Here is a 16,342-nt window from a genome sequence, read left to right as displayed (position 1 = left end):
CCGCGTAGTACCCGTCTGCGGCCCGCTGAGCGTTCGGTAAGGCCGTGACGTGATTCAGCGCGGCCTGCGCCGAGTGCGGGCATGACTGATGACGTCACACCACCCCGTGATCTCCTCATCGGTAGCGGGGGGCAGAGCGCGCACACTGGCACGTATCCACTCCCTATCCCGCCCGGACAACACGGAGCCCTCCACAGCCCTCTCAGCGCTCCGGACGGCGGCGCCCTGTCCGGCGTGCCGGGGCGCGTCGGCGTCCGATTCGTCCGCGTCCTGTGGGCCGTCGGCGCGGTCACCGTCCGGTGTGTCCGGTCGGGCGTTCCCGCTGTCTCGGCTGTCCTCGGGTTCGTCGGCGTGGTTGTCATGGTCGCTGCCTTTCAGTCGGTGGTCTGCGGTCGCTGGTCGGGGGGTGCGGGGGGAAGCTCCGGGCGTGGTGCCGATTCCCCTGGTTTCGGGCGGCTTACGGGTCGTCGGTGGTGGCATTCCCCCGCCTCCCCCTGGGGTGTTCTCCCTGGTCAACCGGGGGATCTTCGGCGGGGGAGGCCAGGGGGAGAACTCCCCCGGTCCCTGGTGCTTCCCCCACTTCCTCCCCATGTGCCTGACGGCGGGCCTCGGCGACGTCGTCGGCGTGGACGTACATCAGCCCGCGCACCTTGCGGAGCCGTTGCCCGTGGTCTGTCAGCGCTGCTTTCAGGTCGGTGAATGCCCACGGTTCGTATTCGTCCGGGTTGTACTCGGCAAGGCGGGTGAGCACGGTCTGTGTCCGCACCCGCTGTTCCCCGCCGAGTACGTGCGCAATGTCGGCAAGGTGATCCACCGGAGCCGCTTCAATCTCGATTCGCTCCGTTGTCTCCACCGCCCGCCCGGCGTCCTGAATGGACGCCATGGCGCGGGTGATGACGGGTGTCACGTCGTCGGCCCCGTCCTTGAACGGCACATAGAAGGTGCGCACCAACTCGAAAATCTCGTCCGTGATACCGACCGCGACACACGTTCCCCGGTCGGTGTTGATCCGAAGGTCGGTTGCCCGGATACCGGCCGCATACTTGCCGGAACCGAGCAAGCCATCATTGGCGACCTGATCCGCCACCGAGAACGCGACACCACACGACACGTTGCGGGTGATCTCCCGAGGAATGCTGTCCCGTGTGGGCGACTGAGTCGCCAGCAACAGCACCACGCCGTACTTGCGGCCGCGTTTGATCAGCCGCACCGCCAACTCAGCCGCCCTCTTCCCGAACTTGGGGTGCTGGAACAGCTCGTGACACTCATCGATCCCGCACACCAGCGGGTGCAGGCCCAACGCGCGCTTATCGGCCAGCTTGCGCGACACCTTCGGCGGGCTACCCGGTTGCTGCCCGAGGACCTTGCCGCGTCGCTCCATTTCAGACAGCAAGTCTTCCAGGGCTTGCGTCGCCGCTTCGGCGACATGGTCGTCCATTCCCATGCGGTAGCGGGACAACCGAGGTTCGAACGGCGCGAAGTCGGGTGACTCGCCCATCACGTACACCCACAGTTCGGTGGTCGGGTCGAGTGCTGCACCGAGCATGAGCGTCCGCAGTGCAGAGGACTTCCCTTGTCCGGGCCTGCCACCGACAAGCCAGTTGACGCCGATCAACGGGGCGTTGATTACCGTGCCACGTTGGGAAAGCCCGAACGGGACACCCTCGAAAACATCCGTCTGTCCATCATGGACAAGGGGCCAGTCGCCGGCGCCGCGGGCACCTTTATCAGCGATCCACAGATCAAGGATTCCGTCCTCTTCTCCTTTGGTAGCCCAAGTTTCCAGCGAAGCTCGTCCAAGGTTCGCCGCCAGCTTCGACCGCCGCGCGGCGACCATGTCAGCCGTGACACCCATCGGCAACCTGATCTGAGCGGCCGTGCCGTCACCGTCCTTCCGCGCCGCCACGGTGTAGGCGAGTTCGCCACCGTCCTTAAAGAACCGGTCCAACGGACTGATACCAAGATGCGCCAGCGCCCGGGAAATCATCCGTTCGTCAATCCACGAGTCCGCGTCGTCACGATCCGGCCGCACCAGCCATCCCGCACCCGGGGTGCGGTCGCGCCCCTCAAACGCCGCCGCGACCACCAACACCAACGGCACCACCCACAGCAACAACGGCACCGCCACCGTGAGCACCGACCATGCCACGTCCAATCCCGTGTAGACCTCGGCCAGCCACGTCCACATGTCCGCCCGGTTCATGAACGCGTTCACCGTCCACAACACAGCGGCAACCGGTGCCAGCACCCGCACCGCGATCACGAACCGCCTGAGCGTGATCCCGACCTTCGCCCACCGCGCCACGGCATCCGCCCTGATCAACTCCTGTGCCGCCCGCCGCGCCTCGGCGTCCCCGGCCAGCCGCGCCCGCCGCGCGTCCGCCCGCAGATCCGCGTACGTGGCCCAGCTCCAGAACTTCAGCAGCCACCGCCAGTTCCCGCGCAACACGAACCACACCAGCCGCGCCACATCGCGCGGCGCCTGCCGTGCCCGGTAGGCGGCCACCGACCGTGCCCGCGTCACCGGCCCGGACTGCCACACCCGACGGCACCACCGCCCGAACCGGCGCCGCACCGTCCGGCGCCGTGGTTGCGGCAGCGTGTCGTCCACCAGCTCGCCGTCAAGCACCGGGCCGACGTGTTCGACACTCCGTTCCCCGGACCGCTCCACATCACTTGTCATGACGCACCCCCGCAACCTCGGCGGTCAGTGCGGCAGCCAGCCGGGAGGACAGACCCCGTGAACAGCCGGTGGCCTGCCGCACCCATGCTGGAGAGATCTCCACATCGGCGGTCCACGCGGCCCGTGCGTCGGCCAGATACTCGGCGAACAGCTTCCGCCGCACCGGACGTTCCTCGGCCGTGGTCGCTGCGGGTTCGTCCATGGCGGGTTCATGAACCTCTGTCCGGTTCATGGACGTGGTGACCGCGACATGAACCGCGTCGGTGAGCTTGTCCCGCAGGTCGGTGACCGCCTCGGCGGCCACGAACACCACCACCGGGGGAACCGAGTGCAGCACCACCCCGGCCGGTGACCCGGCCGCCCACGATGACCACGTGTTCATGACATACGTGGCCGCCAGCGTGAGCCACTTCGCCGCACGCACCCACCGACCGGTGTGGACCTGGTACCGCGCGGTCACCTGCTCCGCTCGCAGGATGGCCAGCAGCACCAGGCACACCGTCGGATCGAGCAGCCACGCCGTCAGCCACGGCAGCGACCCGACCTCGGCGCCAGCGGCGGCGAACCACTGCACGTTCGCCGTCGTGAACGCCAGACCCAACACGATCCCGGACCAGCACAGGCGGTCAACCTGCCGCCGGACACGCTCCACCCGCCACGCGACCACGTCCGGGTGGGACTGCCAGCGCCGGACCTCGGCCGCGTCGGCAGCCTCACGGGCGAGCCGACTCGCCCGGGTGCTCTGTTCGTTCGTGGTCATCGGCGACCACCACCCCGGCGCCGCGACGTACCGGTGTCCATCGTGGTCACCGTCAACGCCCGTGTCAGGACATGCGCCGCGATCAGATCAGGCACCGCCAAGATCACCAGAAGCAGCAGCGGACTGCCCGGGTGCGTGATCACCAGCCACTGGACACCCACGAACGCGGCACCCGTGAACAGCACCCGTCCGGCCAGCGACACCACCCGGGCGCTAGCCCGTGCCGCGTCGGCAGCCTCACGAGCCTTACGGGCACTTGCCCGCCACACCGTGAACAGCAACAGCAGGACACCAGCCCCGGCCAGAATCTGTGTCGTCGTCAGCGAGACCGTCATCGTGTCTCACCGCCCCGGCGACGCAGCCACACCGGATACAGCGCCCGACGTACGGTGTCCGGCAACGCGCCCCACACACCGACCGTGTTCTCACCGGCCGTGCGGAAGTCGAGTTCGAGACACTCATCGATCACCGGACACCCAGCACACAACCGGGCCGCCAACTCACGATCGGGCGAACCACTTCCGCCCACCGTCGGCATGTCGGCACGGTCGAACGCCCAGAAACACAGCCCGTCCCTAGTCACCACGTCGGCAAGCACGCCATCCGGAACCACGGCCAACCTGTCGAGCCCCGAAACCATCTCCGTGTACTCATCCCCGGTCATCGCGCACCACCGCCCAGCACACGCCGCAGTTCAGCAGCGGGAATTACGAGCCGGGAGCGGCGACGCTCGGCCCGGAGAGTGCCGACACGGATGGCCATGCACACCTGGGACTCACTGACTCCGAGAACCCACGCGGCCTGACGGATCGAAAGAAACGCCGGAGAACCGGCACTTCGGATTGCATTACTCATGATTGTTGAACCCTTACTCTTGGCTGCGACTCGCGGAATTGCGAGCCACTGCCATCAAGTAAGGCGCCAGAGCGGCACATCAACTATGTTGACCCTGGAATAAACTATGCCACCCGCGAATAGTTGCAGGTCGATAGCACGTGAATCTGATCAAACATTCTGAGAAAGAATACTGAAATGGCTAAATATTCTTGGGTGGAATATTGTCCTTGGGTGCGCGCTTGACCTCGGCCAGCACGTCGCGGAAGTCTCTGCCCGCGCCAGTGCCGTAGGTCGCCAGTTCATCGTCCAGCTCAGCCGACACCATCAACAGTGTTGGGCGGCTCTGGCGGCCACCCTGGAGCGCCCGTAGCCCTAGCCCCGCCGCTTCCTCGACGTCTCCGCGCCTTGCGGCAATGACTGCTAGCGTCAACTCGGCTTCGGCTACACGCATCGGGGACAGCTGGACGCCCTCCGGGCTGACACCTCGGCGGATCACTTCTTCTGCGTTGCGCTGCGCGAGTCGATCCTCGCCCACAATTCGGTAGGTGTCCATAGCATAAAAGTCCCACTTATCCGGATCGACCACAAAATGGTTGTCCGGCCTCTCCGGAAACGGAAGTTTGTCCAAGAGGGCACTGCCGCTATCCAGCGCTTGACGAACATCGTCAGGTTTACCCATGCGCGCATATGCCTTCGCCTGTTGGCCGTACAGTTGAACAGCAACAGAGTGGGAAGGGGCAGCCAAAATTCCTTCTTCGGCAGCCGCAATCACAGCGCGAAAATTGCCAGCTGTCAGATTGAACCATGCGCGCATTTCATGTGCCCAACCGACAATTCCCTGATCCCCGGCTTCTTTGCCTAGTTCAAGCGCCATGCGGCGTGTTGCCTCTGCTGCACGGGAATCGCCGGTGTCGTACTCAAGGCATCCGACGAGCAATGCCAGGGTTCCCGCTTTACTGAGAACCTCGCGATGTTGTGCAAGTGACAGACGATTCTCAAGCAAGTTTGTCATCTGGCCCAGCCAGTTCTTGCCTTTAGTCATCAGTGTCCGCGCGTCCGCGTGCGGGTAGTCGCAGCATAGTTGCTCTACGGTAATGCTTACCGCATCGATTGTCGACGAGTTAATGTCGGATGCCCGCAGTCGTCGCAGCAGTTCGAGCGTGTCCATTCCCGTGTTAACGACCAGGAGTTCGTCGCGCTCACTGCTGGGAACAATTAGATTCTTTGATTCTGAAGTTTGCGGAAATGTCAGCCGACTCTGTCCTGGAAAGTCGAACCAAAGAAGATGCTGCGGCAAGTGCAGCTTCTTGGCATAACTCCGGAGAGCGTCAAGGTTTTGTTCCGCCTTGCCATTTTCAAGCTTGCTTACTTGAGCCTGAGTAAGCCCCAGCCATCGGCCTAACAACTCCTGATTGAGAGCCTTGCCAAAAAGTTGACGGTGGCGCGGATGGTTCCGGTAGGCTTTGAAAACCTTTCCAATGTGCTGACTCGCGAACGCCGCTCGAAACTCATCGGTCTGGAAAAACTCGTTTCGCAACTGTGCAGGAGGAGTTCGGAGCTGGTCACGCTGATCCCTAAGGCACTTGCTGCACATTCGGGCGGTGTTATCGGCGGCCAGCAAGGTTCCGCACTCCGGGCAGCTCCGCGTTCCACCAGGTGCACTCATGCGATCCCCCTTGCCGAGGTTCAAGCCGATCAGCCCCTGACCAGCGTAGGTAGCACTCTCTAGCCAGCCTACCTAGCGCAACCTGCCATCACCACCGCGTAAAGGTCACACGCCGCAATTCGGCCCTCGACCTGCGGATATGCCGAATCCGGCATGCCGCATGCCCAGTTTGATATAGACCGCCGCGCCATGCCCCCTGACTGTAGGTCGAAGTAAGCCCGGCAGGTCCGAGACCGGCTCGAACGACTGAAACGGTGACATGCATACATTGGTTGTGACGGCGTCGCTGTCCTCTGGCGTTGGTCGAGTCACACGCGGAATGGCTACATCGGTCGCGCTCATAGAAGAGATCTTGACAATAGAGCACATCTCCTCCGAAACGACGCTCTCAATTGGCGACGTCGAGTTCTATAGAAGTAAGGAGCGTGGGCCGTTTCCAAACCATCAGTTCCGGGTTAGCGTCCGTCCGTCAATCGGCTTTGCTGCTCTGAACTACATGGACCACGACGACAAGGAAATGCCGGTCGCAAACTCATTCAATCCCCGGCGTCCACTTCCTGAGGCAAACCTGATCTTCAACGGTGTCGTGTGTTCGGTGTTTCCACGAACGGCGGCGATTCCAGTTTCGGACGCGCGTAGTGCATTGTTGGAATGGCTAGGCACGAGAACTCGGCCGACTTGCATTTCATGGGTTCCATTCGACCAATACTAAAAGGAAGTGTCGCATGACACCTGAAACCATAGCGCTTATCGACTCACTTAACGCTGTCAGTAGCCGCGCCAAAGGAATTGGCGAGGCTCTACGTACCGGACAGATGAAAGCGGAGAGGCAGCGCCAGTATGCAAAAATGCTCTCCGACCTGGCTAGTTTGCTGTTAGACCACGCCGACCTTCAGGATTCGCCATTTCATGACACGCCAAGTCCACCTGTTCCACAGGTGTCCCCCTCGGATGATGCGGCATGACAGCGATGGCGCCCGACCGTTTCGAAGTTGAAGTGAACGGTCAGACGTTGTCGAAATTTGTGTCCCGCTATCACGGCGCGCTCCCGGGGCTCATACTTTCGGACGGGGCGACCGAAGTCGTGTTTACAGCAGGAGTGCGAAGGCACGAAACGCGGTCGGCCAGGGAGTTTGCAATCAACCTTGCGTTTAATGCGCTCGCGTTCGCGAACGAATGCAGTGGTCGCTTATCCGTCGGTACTCGCGATTGGCCGGAAGATGACAGAAACTTCTAATCAAGCCTTGCGATCCCGCACCCGCGCGCTCCAGGAGAAGCGTTCGAAGTGCCCGCGTTGGCTATCAAGCTGCTGTTCTGGTGGGTGTCAGTGCCATTGGCCTCGACTGTTGCCGAGACCGCCACTGCCGGAACAACGCGGAAATACGGAGCGGATACCCGCGCCATGAATTGCCGAGACCCTAAGCAAGAACTTGATTCCATGCCGTGGGATGAGTTCGTTGAGGTCAATGACTTTTACATGGGTTACCGGGGCTGGGAGCGGTACGATTCTCCGCACGGCGACGCCGTGAGGTATGTGTTCCAAGACAGCCTGAGCGACGAGTTAGGGCAAATAAGGACGACGACACTTGGAACCGCCTTGTTGCAGGTGGCGGAATGTCACTTCACGCGGACTCGTCGCGGTCTGCGGATCAGGATCATCACGAGCGGCGCACCTGGCGGTTGCCGCAAGCATGACAGCTCCTCGTTCAGAGTCGAGATGTGCAAAGTCCGTTCGGTTGATCGCCTCGTGAAGGCCGTGGAGGAACGAGCGACCATGACGGCATCGACGGAGTTGGCGTACTGCCTGATATTCGGCGCGTGCGCCAAGCGGGTGTCTGCCCTGCTGGAAGCGGCAGCGACCAAGTACGAGCCTGTCGCCGAATGGTGAGCCAGCACGCACAGCCAATCATGAACGCCGTTAAAGTCACCGCCCCCGGTTTCACGCAGTCCGGGACATGCGGAACCAAGGTGGGGAGCGGTCCTTGACGATCCAGCTGCTTTGATCCACCTGCGGCAAGCATGAGTGCCAGAGTTGAGCCGCCCGCCCTTGAGACGACCGGGGCCGGGCGGCTCCTCGTGAGCTAGCGGACAGATCGTTTGCGCAGGTCAAAGTACTGTTATTAATGACATGATTGACCATCGGCTGATTCACCACGGTGATTGGGAAGTCCGGATGGCGGGCGATGGGTTACCGGAGTTCATCCCGCCGCAGTATCTGGATCCGTTACGAAGATCCCGGCGCAACACCTTGCACCGCGCCGCCGCTTGATCCGAGGAGCCCGTCGGCCACACCGACGACGGGCCCTTCGGCATGCCTACAGGCTGGCAGCACTGGTTCAGATGGGTAGTGCAGGGCAGGTCACGTTAGTGCTAACGGATGCCTAGGGCCTGCCCGATGTTCCCAATGTCGCATCGGAGACACTGAGCGTCTCCAATGCGACATTGGGAACCAGGAACGTCAAACCCGGCCGCCGGTGTCCCGGTGCGGTCCGGCGGAATGCTCGAAACCGGAGTCGACGACGTCGACGCGGGAACTGCGCAATCCCTGACCGCCGGACCCCAATTCCGAGCATGGGAAACCCCGTGACCCACCCGTAGTTTCGGCGTTGTGCCCGACATCGAACCCTTCACCATCCATGTTCCCGATCCCGAGCTGGCCGATCTCCACGCTCGCCTGGCCCGGGTGCGCCTTCCCGAAGCCGAGACGGTTTCCGACGCCACGCAGGGAATCGAGCTGAACCGGTTGACGGCGTTGCTCCAGGCGTGGCGAAAGCACGACTGGCGGGCAAGGGAAATCCATTGGAACACGCTGCCGCACTACCGCGTCCGGCTCGACGGCCTGGACATCGCGTTCTGGCACGTCCGTTCACCCGAACGCACGGCGCTTCCCCTGATCCTGACGCACGGCTGGCCCGGCTCGATCATCGAGTTCGAGAAGGTGATCGGGCCGCTCAGCGATCCGGTGGCCCACGGCGGTTCCGTGAGCGACGCCTTCCACGTGGTCGTGCCTTCGTTGCCGGGCTTCGGTTTCAGCGAACGGCCCCGCGAGCGCGGATGGCATCCCGGCCGGACCGCGCAGGCATGGGCCTGCCTGATGACCGCGCTCGGCTACGAGCGTTTCGGGGCCCACGGCGGGGATTGGGGCGCCGTCGTCAGCACGGAGCTGGCGCGCCTCGTGCCCGAACGCGTCGCGGGCCTGCATTTGACGATGCCCTCGGCGTCGCCGCTGCCGGAGGACCGGACGGCGCCGAGCCCGGACGAGCGCCGCAAGCTGGACCGGCGTGACCTGCACTTGGCCGACGGATACGGCTTCGGGATGCTCATGGGGACGCGCCCGCAGACCCTCGGCTACGCCCTGCTCGATTCACCGGCGGGACTGGCCGCCTGGCTCGGCGAGAAGTTCGCCGCGTACGCCGACGACCGGCCGAAGACCGGGGGCGGGTTGAGCCTGGCGGAGCAGGTCGACAACATCGCGTTGTATTGGCTGACCGGAACCGGTGCTTCGAGCGCCCGCTGGTATTGGGAGGCGATGCGGTGGGTGCCGCGTAGTGCGGAGGAGGAGAACGCCCAGCCGGTGACCGTCCCCACCGCCGTCTCGCTGTTCCCCGCCGATCCCTGGCCCGCCGCGCGACGCTGGGCGGAGCGCCGCTACCGCGACTTGCGCCAGTGGAACGAAGTGGACCGCGGCGGCCACTTCCCGGGGCTGGAGCAACCGGAACTGTTGGTGTCCGAGATCAGGGACGCGTTCCGGAGCCTCCGGCAAAGCGGTTGAACGCGTCAGAACTTCGGAACGACCTCCGCGATCCTCGGCGGCGCGCCTCCCGGGGCCCAGAGGAGCCGGATCTGGCCGGTCACGACGCCCTCGGCGGGCAGTTCCGTGTAGCCGCCCGACATCCTGCCGATCGTGCGCCAGCCTCCGGCCGGGTCCTCGATCTGGACATCGGCGCCCGCTCCGGCTTCGGCCGCCAGGACGACGACCTTGTCCAGCGGTTTCGGCGTGGCGGAGGTGACCACGAGTGCGTCGCCAGGCATCGGCGCCGACGCCGCCGTGTACAGCGAATCTGCGTTGTTGTCCGCGGCGGCGGCCAGGTTCGACCCCGCCGGGGTGCCGGTGACCGTGTACTTCGGACTATCCGGTGTGGACACGGTGAATTCCCGGACCACGACCCAGAAGGACTGCGGGCCGGTCGTGCGCAGGCGGACGAACCTGGCCTCGGCGCCGTCCGGGAGGTCCGCCGAGATCACCGGTTCGGTGACCGTCTTCACGGTCGTCCATCGCGTGCCGTCTGCGGAGTATTCGAGGACGCCGTTGCGCACGAAGTCGTCCGGGCTGGTCGGTTTGCCCATCAGGATGTCCACATGGGACACCCGTTGCGATGAGCCGAGGTCGACGCCGATGGTGGCGCCGACGCGGGGCGCCCAGTCGCTCCAGTAGTAGGTCTCGGGGTCACCGTCGACCATCCGGGCGGGCACGTTGTCGGTGTAGGTCCCCAGCGACGTCGTCGGCTGCGGCCGGACCCCCGGCAGGCCGAACCAGCGGTCCGCCGTGGCCAGCGCGCTGTTGAGGAACGGAACGCAGACCGCCGTGCAAGTGCTCGGGTTACGCGGCCCGCGCGATGTCGGGACGCGGATCGCCTGCGCCTGCTTGAGCGCGGCGACGAGTTCCCCGCGCTCCGCCCACGCCTTCGCGCCGTCGCCGTCGAACTGTGCCAGCAGCATCTTCACCGCGTGACCGCCTGCCCGGCCGTAGAGGCCGACCTGGTCGAGCCACGGTCCGACCTCGGCGAGGAACTTCGGGTTCGACGCCATTCCGCGTCGCAGCTCGTCGGGATCCGACGCCATCGCGGTGAGATAGCGATCCAGTTTCGCCGCCGCGTCCCACGGGTCCTTCTTCTCCAGTGCGGACCAGAAAGCGGCGAGCAGGGGGCGCAACACCGGCGAATCCAGATCCGGCTTCCCGGTTTCGAGGCGGACGAGCAGACTCGAATAGTTGTTCTCCGCGAACACCTTCAGCGCCGGCGCGGCGGGGCCGCCGAGGTCGGCGATGGCGGCGAGCCACGATTCGTCCGGGTCGTAGCGATCCGGGTTCCACAGGAAGTCACCCGAGGTGAATTCGGCGATCTTGGACGCCTCCGCCTGCACCATCGGGTTCGCGGTGATCCCGGACAGGTACTTCGCGACCCCGGGCTCACGGCCGATGTACGGGCCGAGCAGCAGCCGTTCGGTGATGTAGTCGTTGACCGGGTAGTTGTCCCAGATCAGGATGTCGTGCCCGAACACCTCTTTCGCCTGCCGGGCCTGCTTCTCGGTGATCTGCCCGGCGATCACGCCGACACCGGTCCACTCGACGATCACCGCCTTGTCGAGCTGAGTGCGCAGCGCGGTCTTGTACGGGGAGTCGGCGAGGTCGTAGTACTCGGTCGGGACGGTCTGGAGCCGTTCGACACCGGGATGCGTGGCGATGAAGTCCTGCTGAACCCGGTTGAGCAGGAACGACTGCGCCGCGCCCGCGGCCGCGCCGCCGGTGCCGAACTTCGCGGCGTCGGCGTCGCAGTTCCAGCGGGTGTAGGAGATGTCGTCGAGCGGGATCGCGAACGACCGCACCCCGATGTCCCACAAGGATTGGAACTTCGTGACCAGCGCGGTCTTGTCGGCGTCAGAGGAGTAGCACACGGAAAGGCCGGGGGAGAGGGCGTAGGTGAACTCGACGTGGTTCGCGGCGGAGCGGGCCACCAGTTGCGAGAGCAGCGCGAGCTGTTCCGGCGGGTACTGGTCGCGCCAGCGGGCACGCAGGAACGGGTCGTCCTTGGGGGAGTAGACGTACATGTTCTGCTTGGTGCGGCCGTAGAAGTCCAGCTGCGCCAGCCGATCGGCGTGCGACCACGGCGCGCCGTAGAACCCTTCGATCACGCCGCGCAGCGGGGCCGCCGGCCAGTCGCGCATGCCGAACGCGCGGCTCTTGCCGGACGCGAAGAGCTGCCGGAACGACTGCGCGGCGTAGAACGTCCCCGACGTGTCCACGCCGGACAGCGCGATCACGCCGCGGTCGGCGGCGAGGACGTATCCGCCCGGGGACAGGCCTTCGGGGCCGTCGACGCGGAGCGCGGCGAGCGCGAGGGCCGTCGCCCTGCTTTCGGTGGGACCGCCGACGAAGACGACGAGCCCGCCGTTGCCGCGTTCCCGCTCGACGGCAGTCCGGTCGTTGTCGGTGATCTTGACGATCGTGCTCGCGCCCGCCGAGCGGAGCACCTGGTCCACGACGGCGAGCGCGGACGGATCGGTACCCGCTCCGACCACTTCGACGACGGTGCGCGGGATGGTCACCTGACCCGGTCGCGGCGTCAGCTGCTGGGGTGTCGGCCACACCCGTGCCAGTGGTGGTTCGGCGGCGAGAGCCGCGCTCGCCGGTGCGGGGACCGCCACCGCCACCGTGGTCACGAGAAACATGACCGGAATGAGTCGAAGTACCCATCCGAAGGACATCGGCCGCCCCCAAATCGTCGATCAACGACGTTCTGCGAGCAAGGAAACACCCAATGTGATGACGAGGCTAGGTCAGTCTGGGTGATTTTCCGACAGTGTCGGGGCCTGCTGGACTTATGACTCGTCCGTCAGCGCGGCCGCGGTGAGGGTGAGATGCCGGGTCAGCGCCTCGCCCGCCGCATCGGCGTCGCGGGCCAGCGCGGTCTCCTCCAGTAGACGATGTTCGGCGAGATGGTCGCGGCCGGGGGCGCGTCGGGCGGCCCAGCGGCGGGCCAGTTCGCTCGCGGTCCACATCCGGTCGAAGGTCTCGAGCAGGACGGGGTTTCCACAGCCGTCCAGCAAGGTCCGATGGAAGACGCGGTGGGCTTCGGACCACGCCCCGCTGAGGTGCTCGCCTTCGCCGGGCTCGAACGGCGGCGTCCGGCTCAACCGGTGATGGGCGGCGCGGACGCGGGCCTCCCAGTCGAGGTCGCCGCGTTCGACGGAGAGGCGCAGGACGAGCGGTTCGATCGTCCGGCGGGCCTCGGTGATCTCCTGCCAGCGGCGGTCGGAGAAGGCCGGCACGGCGAAACCGCGGTTGGGCAGCCTGTCGGCGAGTCCGTCGCCGACCACCCGCACGAGTGCTTCGCGGACGACGGCCAGGCTCACGCCCTGTTCCCTGGCCAGGTCCTGCGGCTTGAGCGCGGCACCGGGGGCGTGGTCGCCGCGCATGATCGCGTCCCGCAGGCGCGTGTACACCTGTTCGGAGAGCATCTGCTTGTCCGGTGAAGCCATCCGCGAAGTATAGACGAACCCGAAGATAATCGATTATCTGTGTTATGGTCGATTCATGATCGCCGTCAATGACCCTTTCGCCCGGCTGCCCGAAGTGGCCTCGTTCGCTGTCGCCAGTACCTCTGTCGTCGACGGTGCCGCCTGGTCGCCCGATCAGCTGGCCGGTAAGGACATCTCGCCGCAACTCAGCTGGAACGGCGCCCCGCGAGGCACCAAGAGCTACGCCGTCACCGTTTACGACCCCGACGCCCCCACCGGCTCCGGTTTCTGGCACTGGGCGGTCGCCGACATCCCCGCAGCCGTCACCGAGCTGCCGGAGGGCGCCGGCGACGACAGCGGATCGGGGCTGCCCGAGGGCGCCTTCCAGCTGCCCAACGACGTCCGCCTGGCCCGCTTTCTCGGTGCCGCGCCGCCTGCCGGGCACGGCGTGCACCGCTACTTCGTCGTGGTGCACGCCCTCGACGTCGAGTCGCTCGGCGTCCCGGCCGACGCCACGCCCGCGTTCCTCGGCTTCACCATGACCTCGCACGTGCTCGGTCGCGCCGTCTTGATCGCCACGGCCGAAACCCCGGGTGAGGAGCGCGTCGAGGTCTCGCGGCTTATCCCGGCCTCCGCCGAATCTGTCTTCGCGGTCTTGAGTGACCCGAAGGGCCATGTCGACATCGACGCGTCGGGGATGCTCCTCGACGCGGAAGGGGACCCGGTCCGGCAGGCGGGCGATCGGTTCCTGGTCCACATGGACCGGGAAGCGCTCGGGGACGTGCCCTTGGGCAAGTGCGACGTCGAGGTCGTCATCACCACGCTCGCCCCGGACGAGGAGATCGCCTGGACCGTCGAAGGCCAGGTCCGGCCGCACGCCCGGCACATCTACGGCTACCGGCTGGCGCCTGCCGAGGGCGGCACCCTCGTCACGTCGTACTACGACTGGTCGGAGGTCGGTGAGGAGTGGAAGAAACGTCTCACGTTCCCCGTGGTCCCGGTGTCCGCGCTCAAGGCCACGCTCGGCATTCTCGAACGGACGGTCCGGCGTCGAGGCGAAACACTCCCGCGCGGGCGCTGAACCCGCCAGAATGACCCCGTGCGAATACTTCGCGTCGTAGTGGCGCTCGTCCTGCTCGGTCTCGCCGGTTGTCAGGGCGGGGTCTCCGGCCAAGCCGAGCCCGAGGGCGACAGCTTCACGATCAAGGACGGGTCGCGGCTGCGGTTCCGGCCGGTGCTGGCCGAGCTCCCGCCGGGGCCGCCGACAGGTTCGGCGACCGACCGGCAGAGCACCGATCCCGCCGGGCAACAGGCCGCGGCCGCGGCGCTGGACTGTTCGGCGGGACCGGATCCGCTGGACGGCCGGGACGATCCGGCGCTCCCGCTGGTCAGCTGCGACCGCGTGGAGGGCACCAAGTACCTGCTCGGCCCGGCGTTCCTCACCGGGGCCGACCTCAGCCGGGCGAACGCCAGGCTCGCTACGGAATCGGGAGGCCCGCTCGTCGGGCTCAGCTTCACCGACGCGGGTGCGCGGACCTGGGCCGACTGGACCGCGGGGAACGTCGGCAAGCAGGTCGCGATGGTGCTGAAGAGCCGCGTGCTGACGGCACCGATGATCCAGTCCGCCATCACCGGCGGCGAAACCCAGATCACCGGCAAGTTCACCATGACCGAAGCCCGCCAGCTGGCACGCGACATCGCCGGCGCCTGAGCCTGGCGGTGCGGTGGGTCGTGAGTGGCGATTCGGGTTAGAGCCAAGGGTGTCTTAGGTACCTACGTGATTCAGGCTGCGGTTGATCCCCCAGGCTCGGTGACCGCCATGTTCGCCCCACAAGCACCAGCAGGTCCGTGAGGGGCCCCTTGCCTACCCTCAGAGTAGGCAAGGAGTCCCTCACGTCATGCCGGGCTGAGCTCAGCCCTGCGTGAAGCGACCTTCACGCCTTTCCTCAGTACATGAAGGACCCCTTCCTTGCGCCTAGGTCCAGGCTCGCCGGAACCCGAAACGCCACTCACGACCACCTGGACAGGCCTCGAACCGGCGCGGAATACGATCACCCGACCCGACGTTTGAGCGTTCAACTACTTGAGGAGTTGGACATGGGTTACGAGATCCTGGGCACCCGGCAAGAGCCGACTTTCGGCCTGGACACGTTCGGCGACGTCGAGAACGGCACGGACGGCCAGCCGGTTAGCCAGGCCGAAGCCATCCGTCAGGTCGTGGCCGAGGGCGTCCTCGCCGACCAGGTGGGCGTGGATTACTTCGGCGTCGGCGAACATCACCGCGCGGAGATGGCGGTGTCCTCGCCGGACGTCGTGCTGGCCGCGATCGCGGGGCAGACCGAACGGCTCCGGCTGGGCACGGCCGTCACGGTGCTCAGCTCGGACGACCCGGTGCGCGTGTACGAGCGGTTCGCCACGCTGGACGCCGTTTCCCGTGGCCGCGCCGAAGTCACGCTCGGCCGGGGGTCCTTCACCGAGTCGTTCCCGCTGTTCGGCTATTCGCTGGACGACTACGAGGTGCTCTTCGCCGAGAAACTCGACCTGTTCACCCAGTTGCAGGGGGAGAAGCCGGTCGACTGGTCCGGGACCGTCCGCCCCGCGCTGGAAGGCGCGCAGGCGTTCCCGGTCACCGAATCGGGCAGTCTGCCCGCCTGGGTCGGCGTCGGCGGGACTCCGCAGTCGGTGGTCCGCGCGGCCGCGTACGGCCTGCCGCTGGTGATGGCCGTGATCGGCGGGTCGCCGGAGCGGTTCACCCCGCTCGCGGACCTGTACCGGCGTGCGGTGAAGGAGGCGGGTCACCAGGAGCTGCCGATCTCGATGCACAGCCCTGGTCACATCGCCGAGACCGACGAATTGGCCGTCGCCCAGCATTTCGCGCATCATCAGGCCGCGTTCGCCAAGATCGGCGCCGAACGGGGCTGGGGCCCGATGTCCCGTGCCGACTACGACGCCATGGCCGGGTCGCGCGGCGCACTGTTCGTCGGCTCGCCGGAGACCGTCGCGCAGAAGATCGCCTGGGCGGTGCGGACCCTCGGCCTGTCGCGCTTCCAGCTCAAGTACAGCGTCGGCGCGCTTCCGCACGAGCAGCGCCTGAACTCGATCCGGCTTTACGGCGAGCAGGTCATCCCGCGCGTGAAGGAGCTGCTCGGCTAGCCTCGAA

The 16,342-nt window shown here is 66.0% G+C and carries 14 protein-coding genes and 1 pseudogene; 8 read left to right on the top strand and 7 right to left on the bottom strand.

Annotated features, from left to right (window positions below):
* Window positions 1–457: 457 nt before the first annotated feature.
* The 5 genes from ACLJO0_RS36230 to ACLJO0_RS36210 form a co-directional block, all read right to left on the bottom strand.
* The gene (locus tag ACLJO0_RS36230) at window positions 458–2,683 is read right to left on the bottom strand and encodes a hypothetical protein (protein WP_410583675.1); all 2,226 of its coding nucleotides are present in this window, start codon (window positions 2,681–2,683) and stop codon (window positions 458–460) included.
* The gene (locus ACLJO0_RS36225; protein ID WP_410583673.1) at window positions 2,673–3,443 is read right to left on the bottom strand and encodes a hypothetical protein; all 771 of its coding nucleotides are present in this window, start codon (window positions 3,441–3,443) and stop codon (window positions 2,673–2,675) included. The genes ACLJO0_RS36230 and ACLJO0_RS36225 overlap by 11 nt, the downstream gene beginning before the upstream one ends.
* Window positions 3,440–3,778 carry a hypothetical protein gene (locus ACLJO0_RS36220; protein ID WP_410583671.1) on the bottom strand — a complete coding sequence of 113 codons (339 nt, stop codon included), beginning with the start codon at window positions 3,776–3,778 and terminating at the stop codon, window positions 3,440–3,442. Before ACLJO0_RS36220 ends, ACLJO0_RS36225 begins: the two co-directional genes overlap by 4 nt.
* On the bottom strand, window positions 3,775–4,107 hold the full coding sequence (locus tag ACLJO0_RS36215) for a WhiB family transcriptional regulator (protein WP_410583670.1): 333 nt from the start codon (window positions 4,105–4,107) through the stop codon (window positions 3,775–3,777). The genes ACLJO0_RS36220 and ACLJO0_RS36215 overlap by 4 nt, the downstream gene beginning before the upstream one ends.
* Before the next feature lie 372 nt (window positions 4,108–4,479).
* Complete coding sequence (locus ACLJO0_RS36210) at window positions 4,480–5,817, bottom strand: hypothetical protein (RefSeq protein ID WP_410583668.1); 1,338 nt, start codon at window positions 5,815–5,817, stop codon at window positions 4,480–4,482.
* 388 nt (window positions 5,818–6,205) lie between these two features.
* On the opposite strand from ACLJO0_RS36210, the gene ACLJO0_RS36205 reads away from it, so the two are divergent.
* The 5 genes and pseudogenes from ACLJO0_RS36205 to ACLJO0_RS36185 all read left to right on the top strand — a co-directional run bounded on the left by ACLJO0_RS36205 (window position 6,206) and on the right by ACLJO0_RS36185 (window position 9,718).
* Window positions 6,206–6,658 (top strand): Imm1 family immunity protein, encoded by a 453-nt coding sequence (locus ACLJO0_RS36205; protein WP_410583667.1) that lies wholly within the window; start codon window positions 6,206–6,208, stop codon window positions 6,656–6,658.
* A 13-nt stretch (window positions 6,659–6,671) separates the two neighbouring features.
* On the top strand, window positions 6,672–6,911 hold the full coding sequence (locus tag ACLJO0_RS36200; protein ID WP_410583665.1) for a hypothetical protein: 240 nt from the start codon (window positions 6,672–6,674) through the stop codon (window positions 6,909–6,911).
* Window positions 6,912–7,240: 329 nt separating this feature from the next.
* A complete protein-coding gene (locus tag ACLJO0_RS36195) occupies window positions 7,241–7,834 on the top strand; it encodes a hypothetical protein (RefSeq protein ID WP_410583664.1) in 594 nt (197 codons plus the stop codon).
* A 249-nt stretch (window positions 7,835–8,083) separates the two neighbouring features.
* Window positions 8,084–8,215, top strand: a pseudogene (locus ACLJO0_RS36190) (HNH endonuclease); the annotation flags it as partial.
* A 339-nt stretch (window positions 8,216–8,554) separates the two neighbouring features.
* A complete protein-coding gene (locus ACLJO0_RS36185) occupies window positions 8,555–9,718 on the top strand; it encodes an epoxide hydrolase family protein (protein WP_410583663.1) in 1,164 nt (387 codons plus the stop codon).
* A 5-nt stretch (window positions 9,719–9,723) separates the two neighbouring features.
* Here the strand turns inward: ACLJO0_RS36185 and ACLJO0_RS36180 are convergent, their stop codons facing one another.
* On the bottom strand, window positions 9,724–12,393 hold the full coding sequence (locus ACLJO0_RS36180) for a beta-N-acetylglucosaminidase domain-containing protein (RefSeq protein ID WP_410583661.1): 2,670 nt from the start codon (window positions 12,391–12,393) through the stop codon (window positions 9,724–9,726).
* Between the two features lie 150 nt (window positions 12,394–12,543).
* Window positions 12,544–13,182: a GntR family transcriptional regulator gene (locus ACLJO0_RS36175; protein ID WP_410584004.1), complete on the bottom strand. Its 639-nt coding sequence runs from the start codon at window positions 13,180–13,182 to the stop codon at window positions 12,544–12,546.
* Window positions 13,183–13,258: 76 nt separating this feature from the next.
* Between ACLJO0_RS36175 and ACLJO0_RS36170 the strand changes: the two genes are divergently transcribed.
* The 3 genes from ACLJO0_RS36170 to ACLJO0_RS36160 all read left to right on the top strand — a co-directional run bounded on the left by ACLJO0_RS36170 (window position 13,259) and on the right by ACLJO0_RS36160 (window position 16,335).
* Window positions 13,259–14,263 carry a YbhB/YbcL family Raf kinase inhibitor-like protein gene (locus ACLJO0_RS36170; protein ID WP_410583660.1) on the top strand — a complete coding sequence of 335 codons (1,005 nt, stop codon included), beginning with the start codon at window positions 13,259–13,261 and terminating at the stop codon, window positions 14,261–14,263.
* An 18-nt stretch (window positions 14,264–14,281) separates the two neighbouring features.
* A complete protein-coding gene (locus tag ACLJO0_RS36165; RefSeq protein WP_410583658.1) occupies window positions 14,282–14,893 on the top strand; it encodes a SecDF P1 head subdomain-containing protein in 612 nt (203 codons plus the stop codon).
* 386 nt (window positions 14,894–15,279) lie between these two features.
* A complete protein-coding gene (locus tag ACLJO0_RS36160; protein ID WP_410583657.1) occupies window positions 15,280–16,335 on the top strand; it encodes an LLM class flavin-dependent oxidoreductase in 1,056 nt (351 codons plus the stop codon).
* Window positions 16,336–16,342: the final 7 nt, after the last annotated feature.

Origin of the sequence: Amycolatopsis sp. lyj-108, assembly GCF_046549005.1 — a bacterium.
Lineage (GTDB): Bacteria > Actinomycetota > Actinomycetes > Mycobacteriales > Pseudonocardiaceae > Amycolatopsis.
This window is presented reverse-complemented; position numbering and strand designations above follow the sequence as displayed.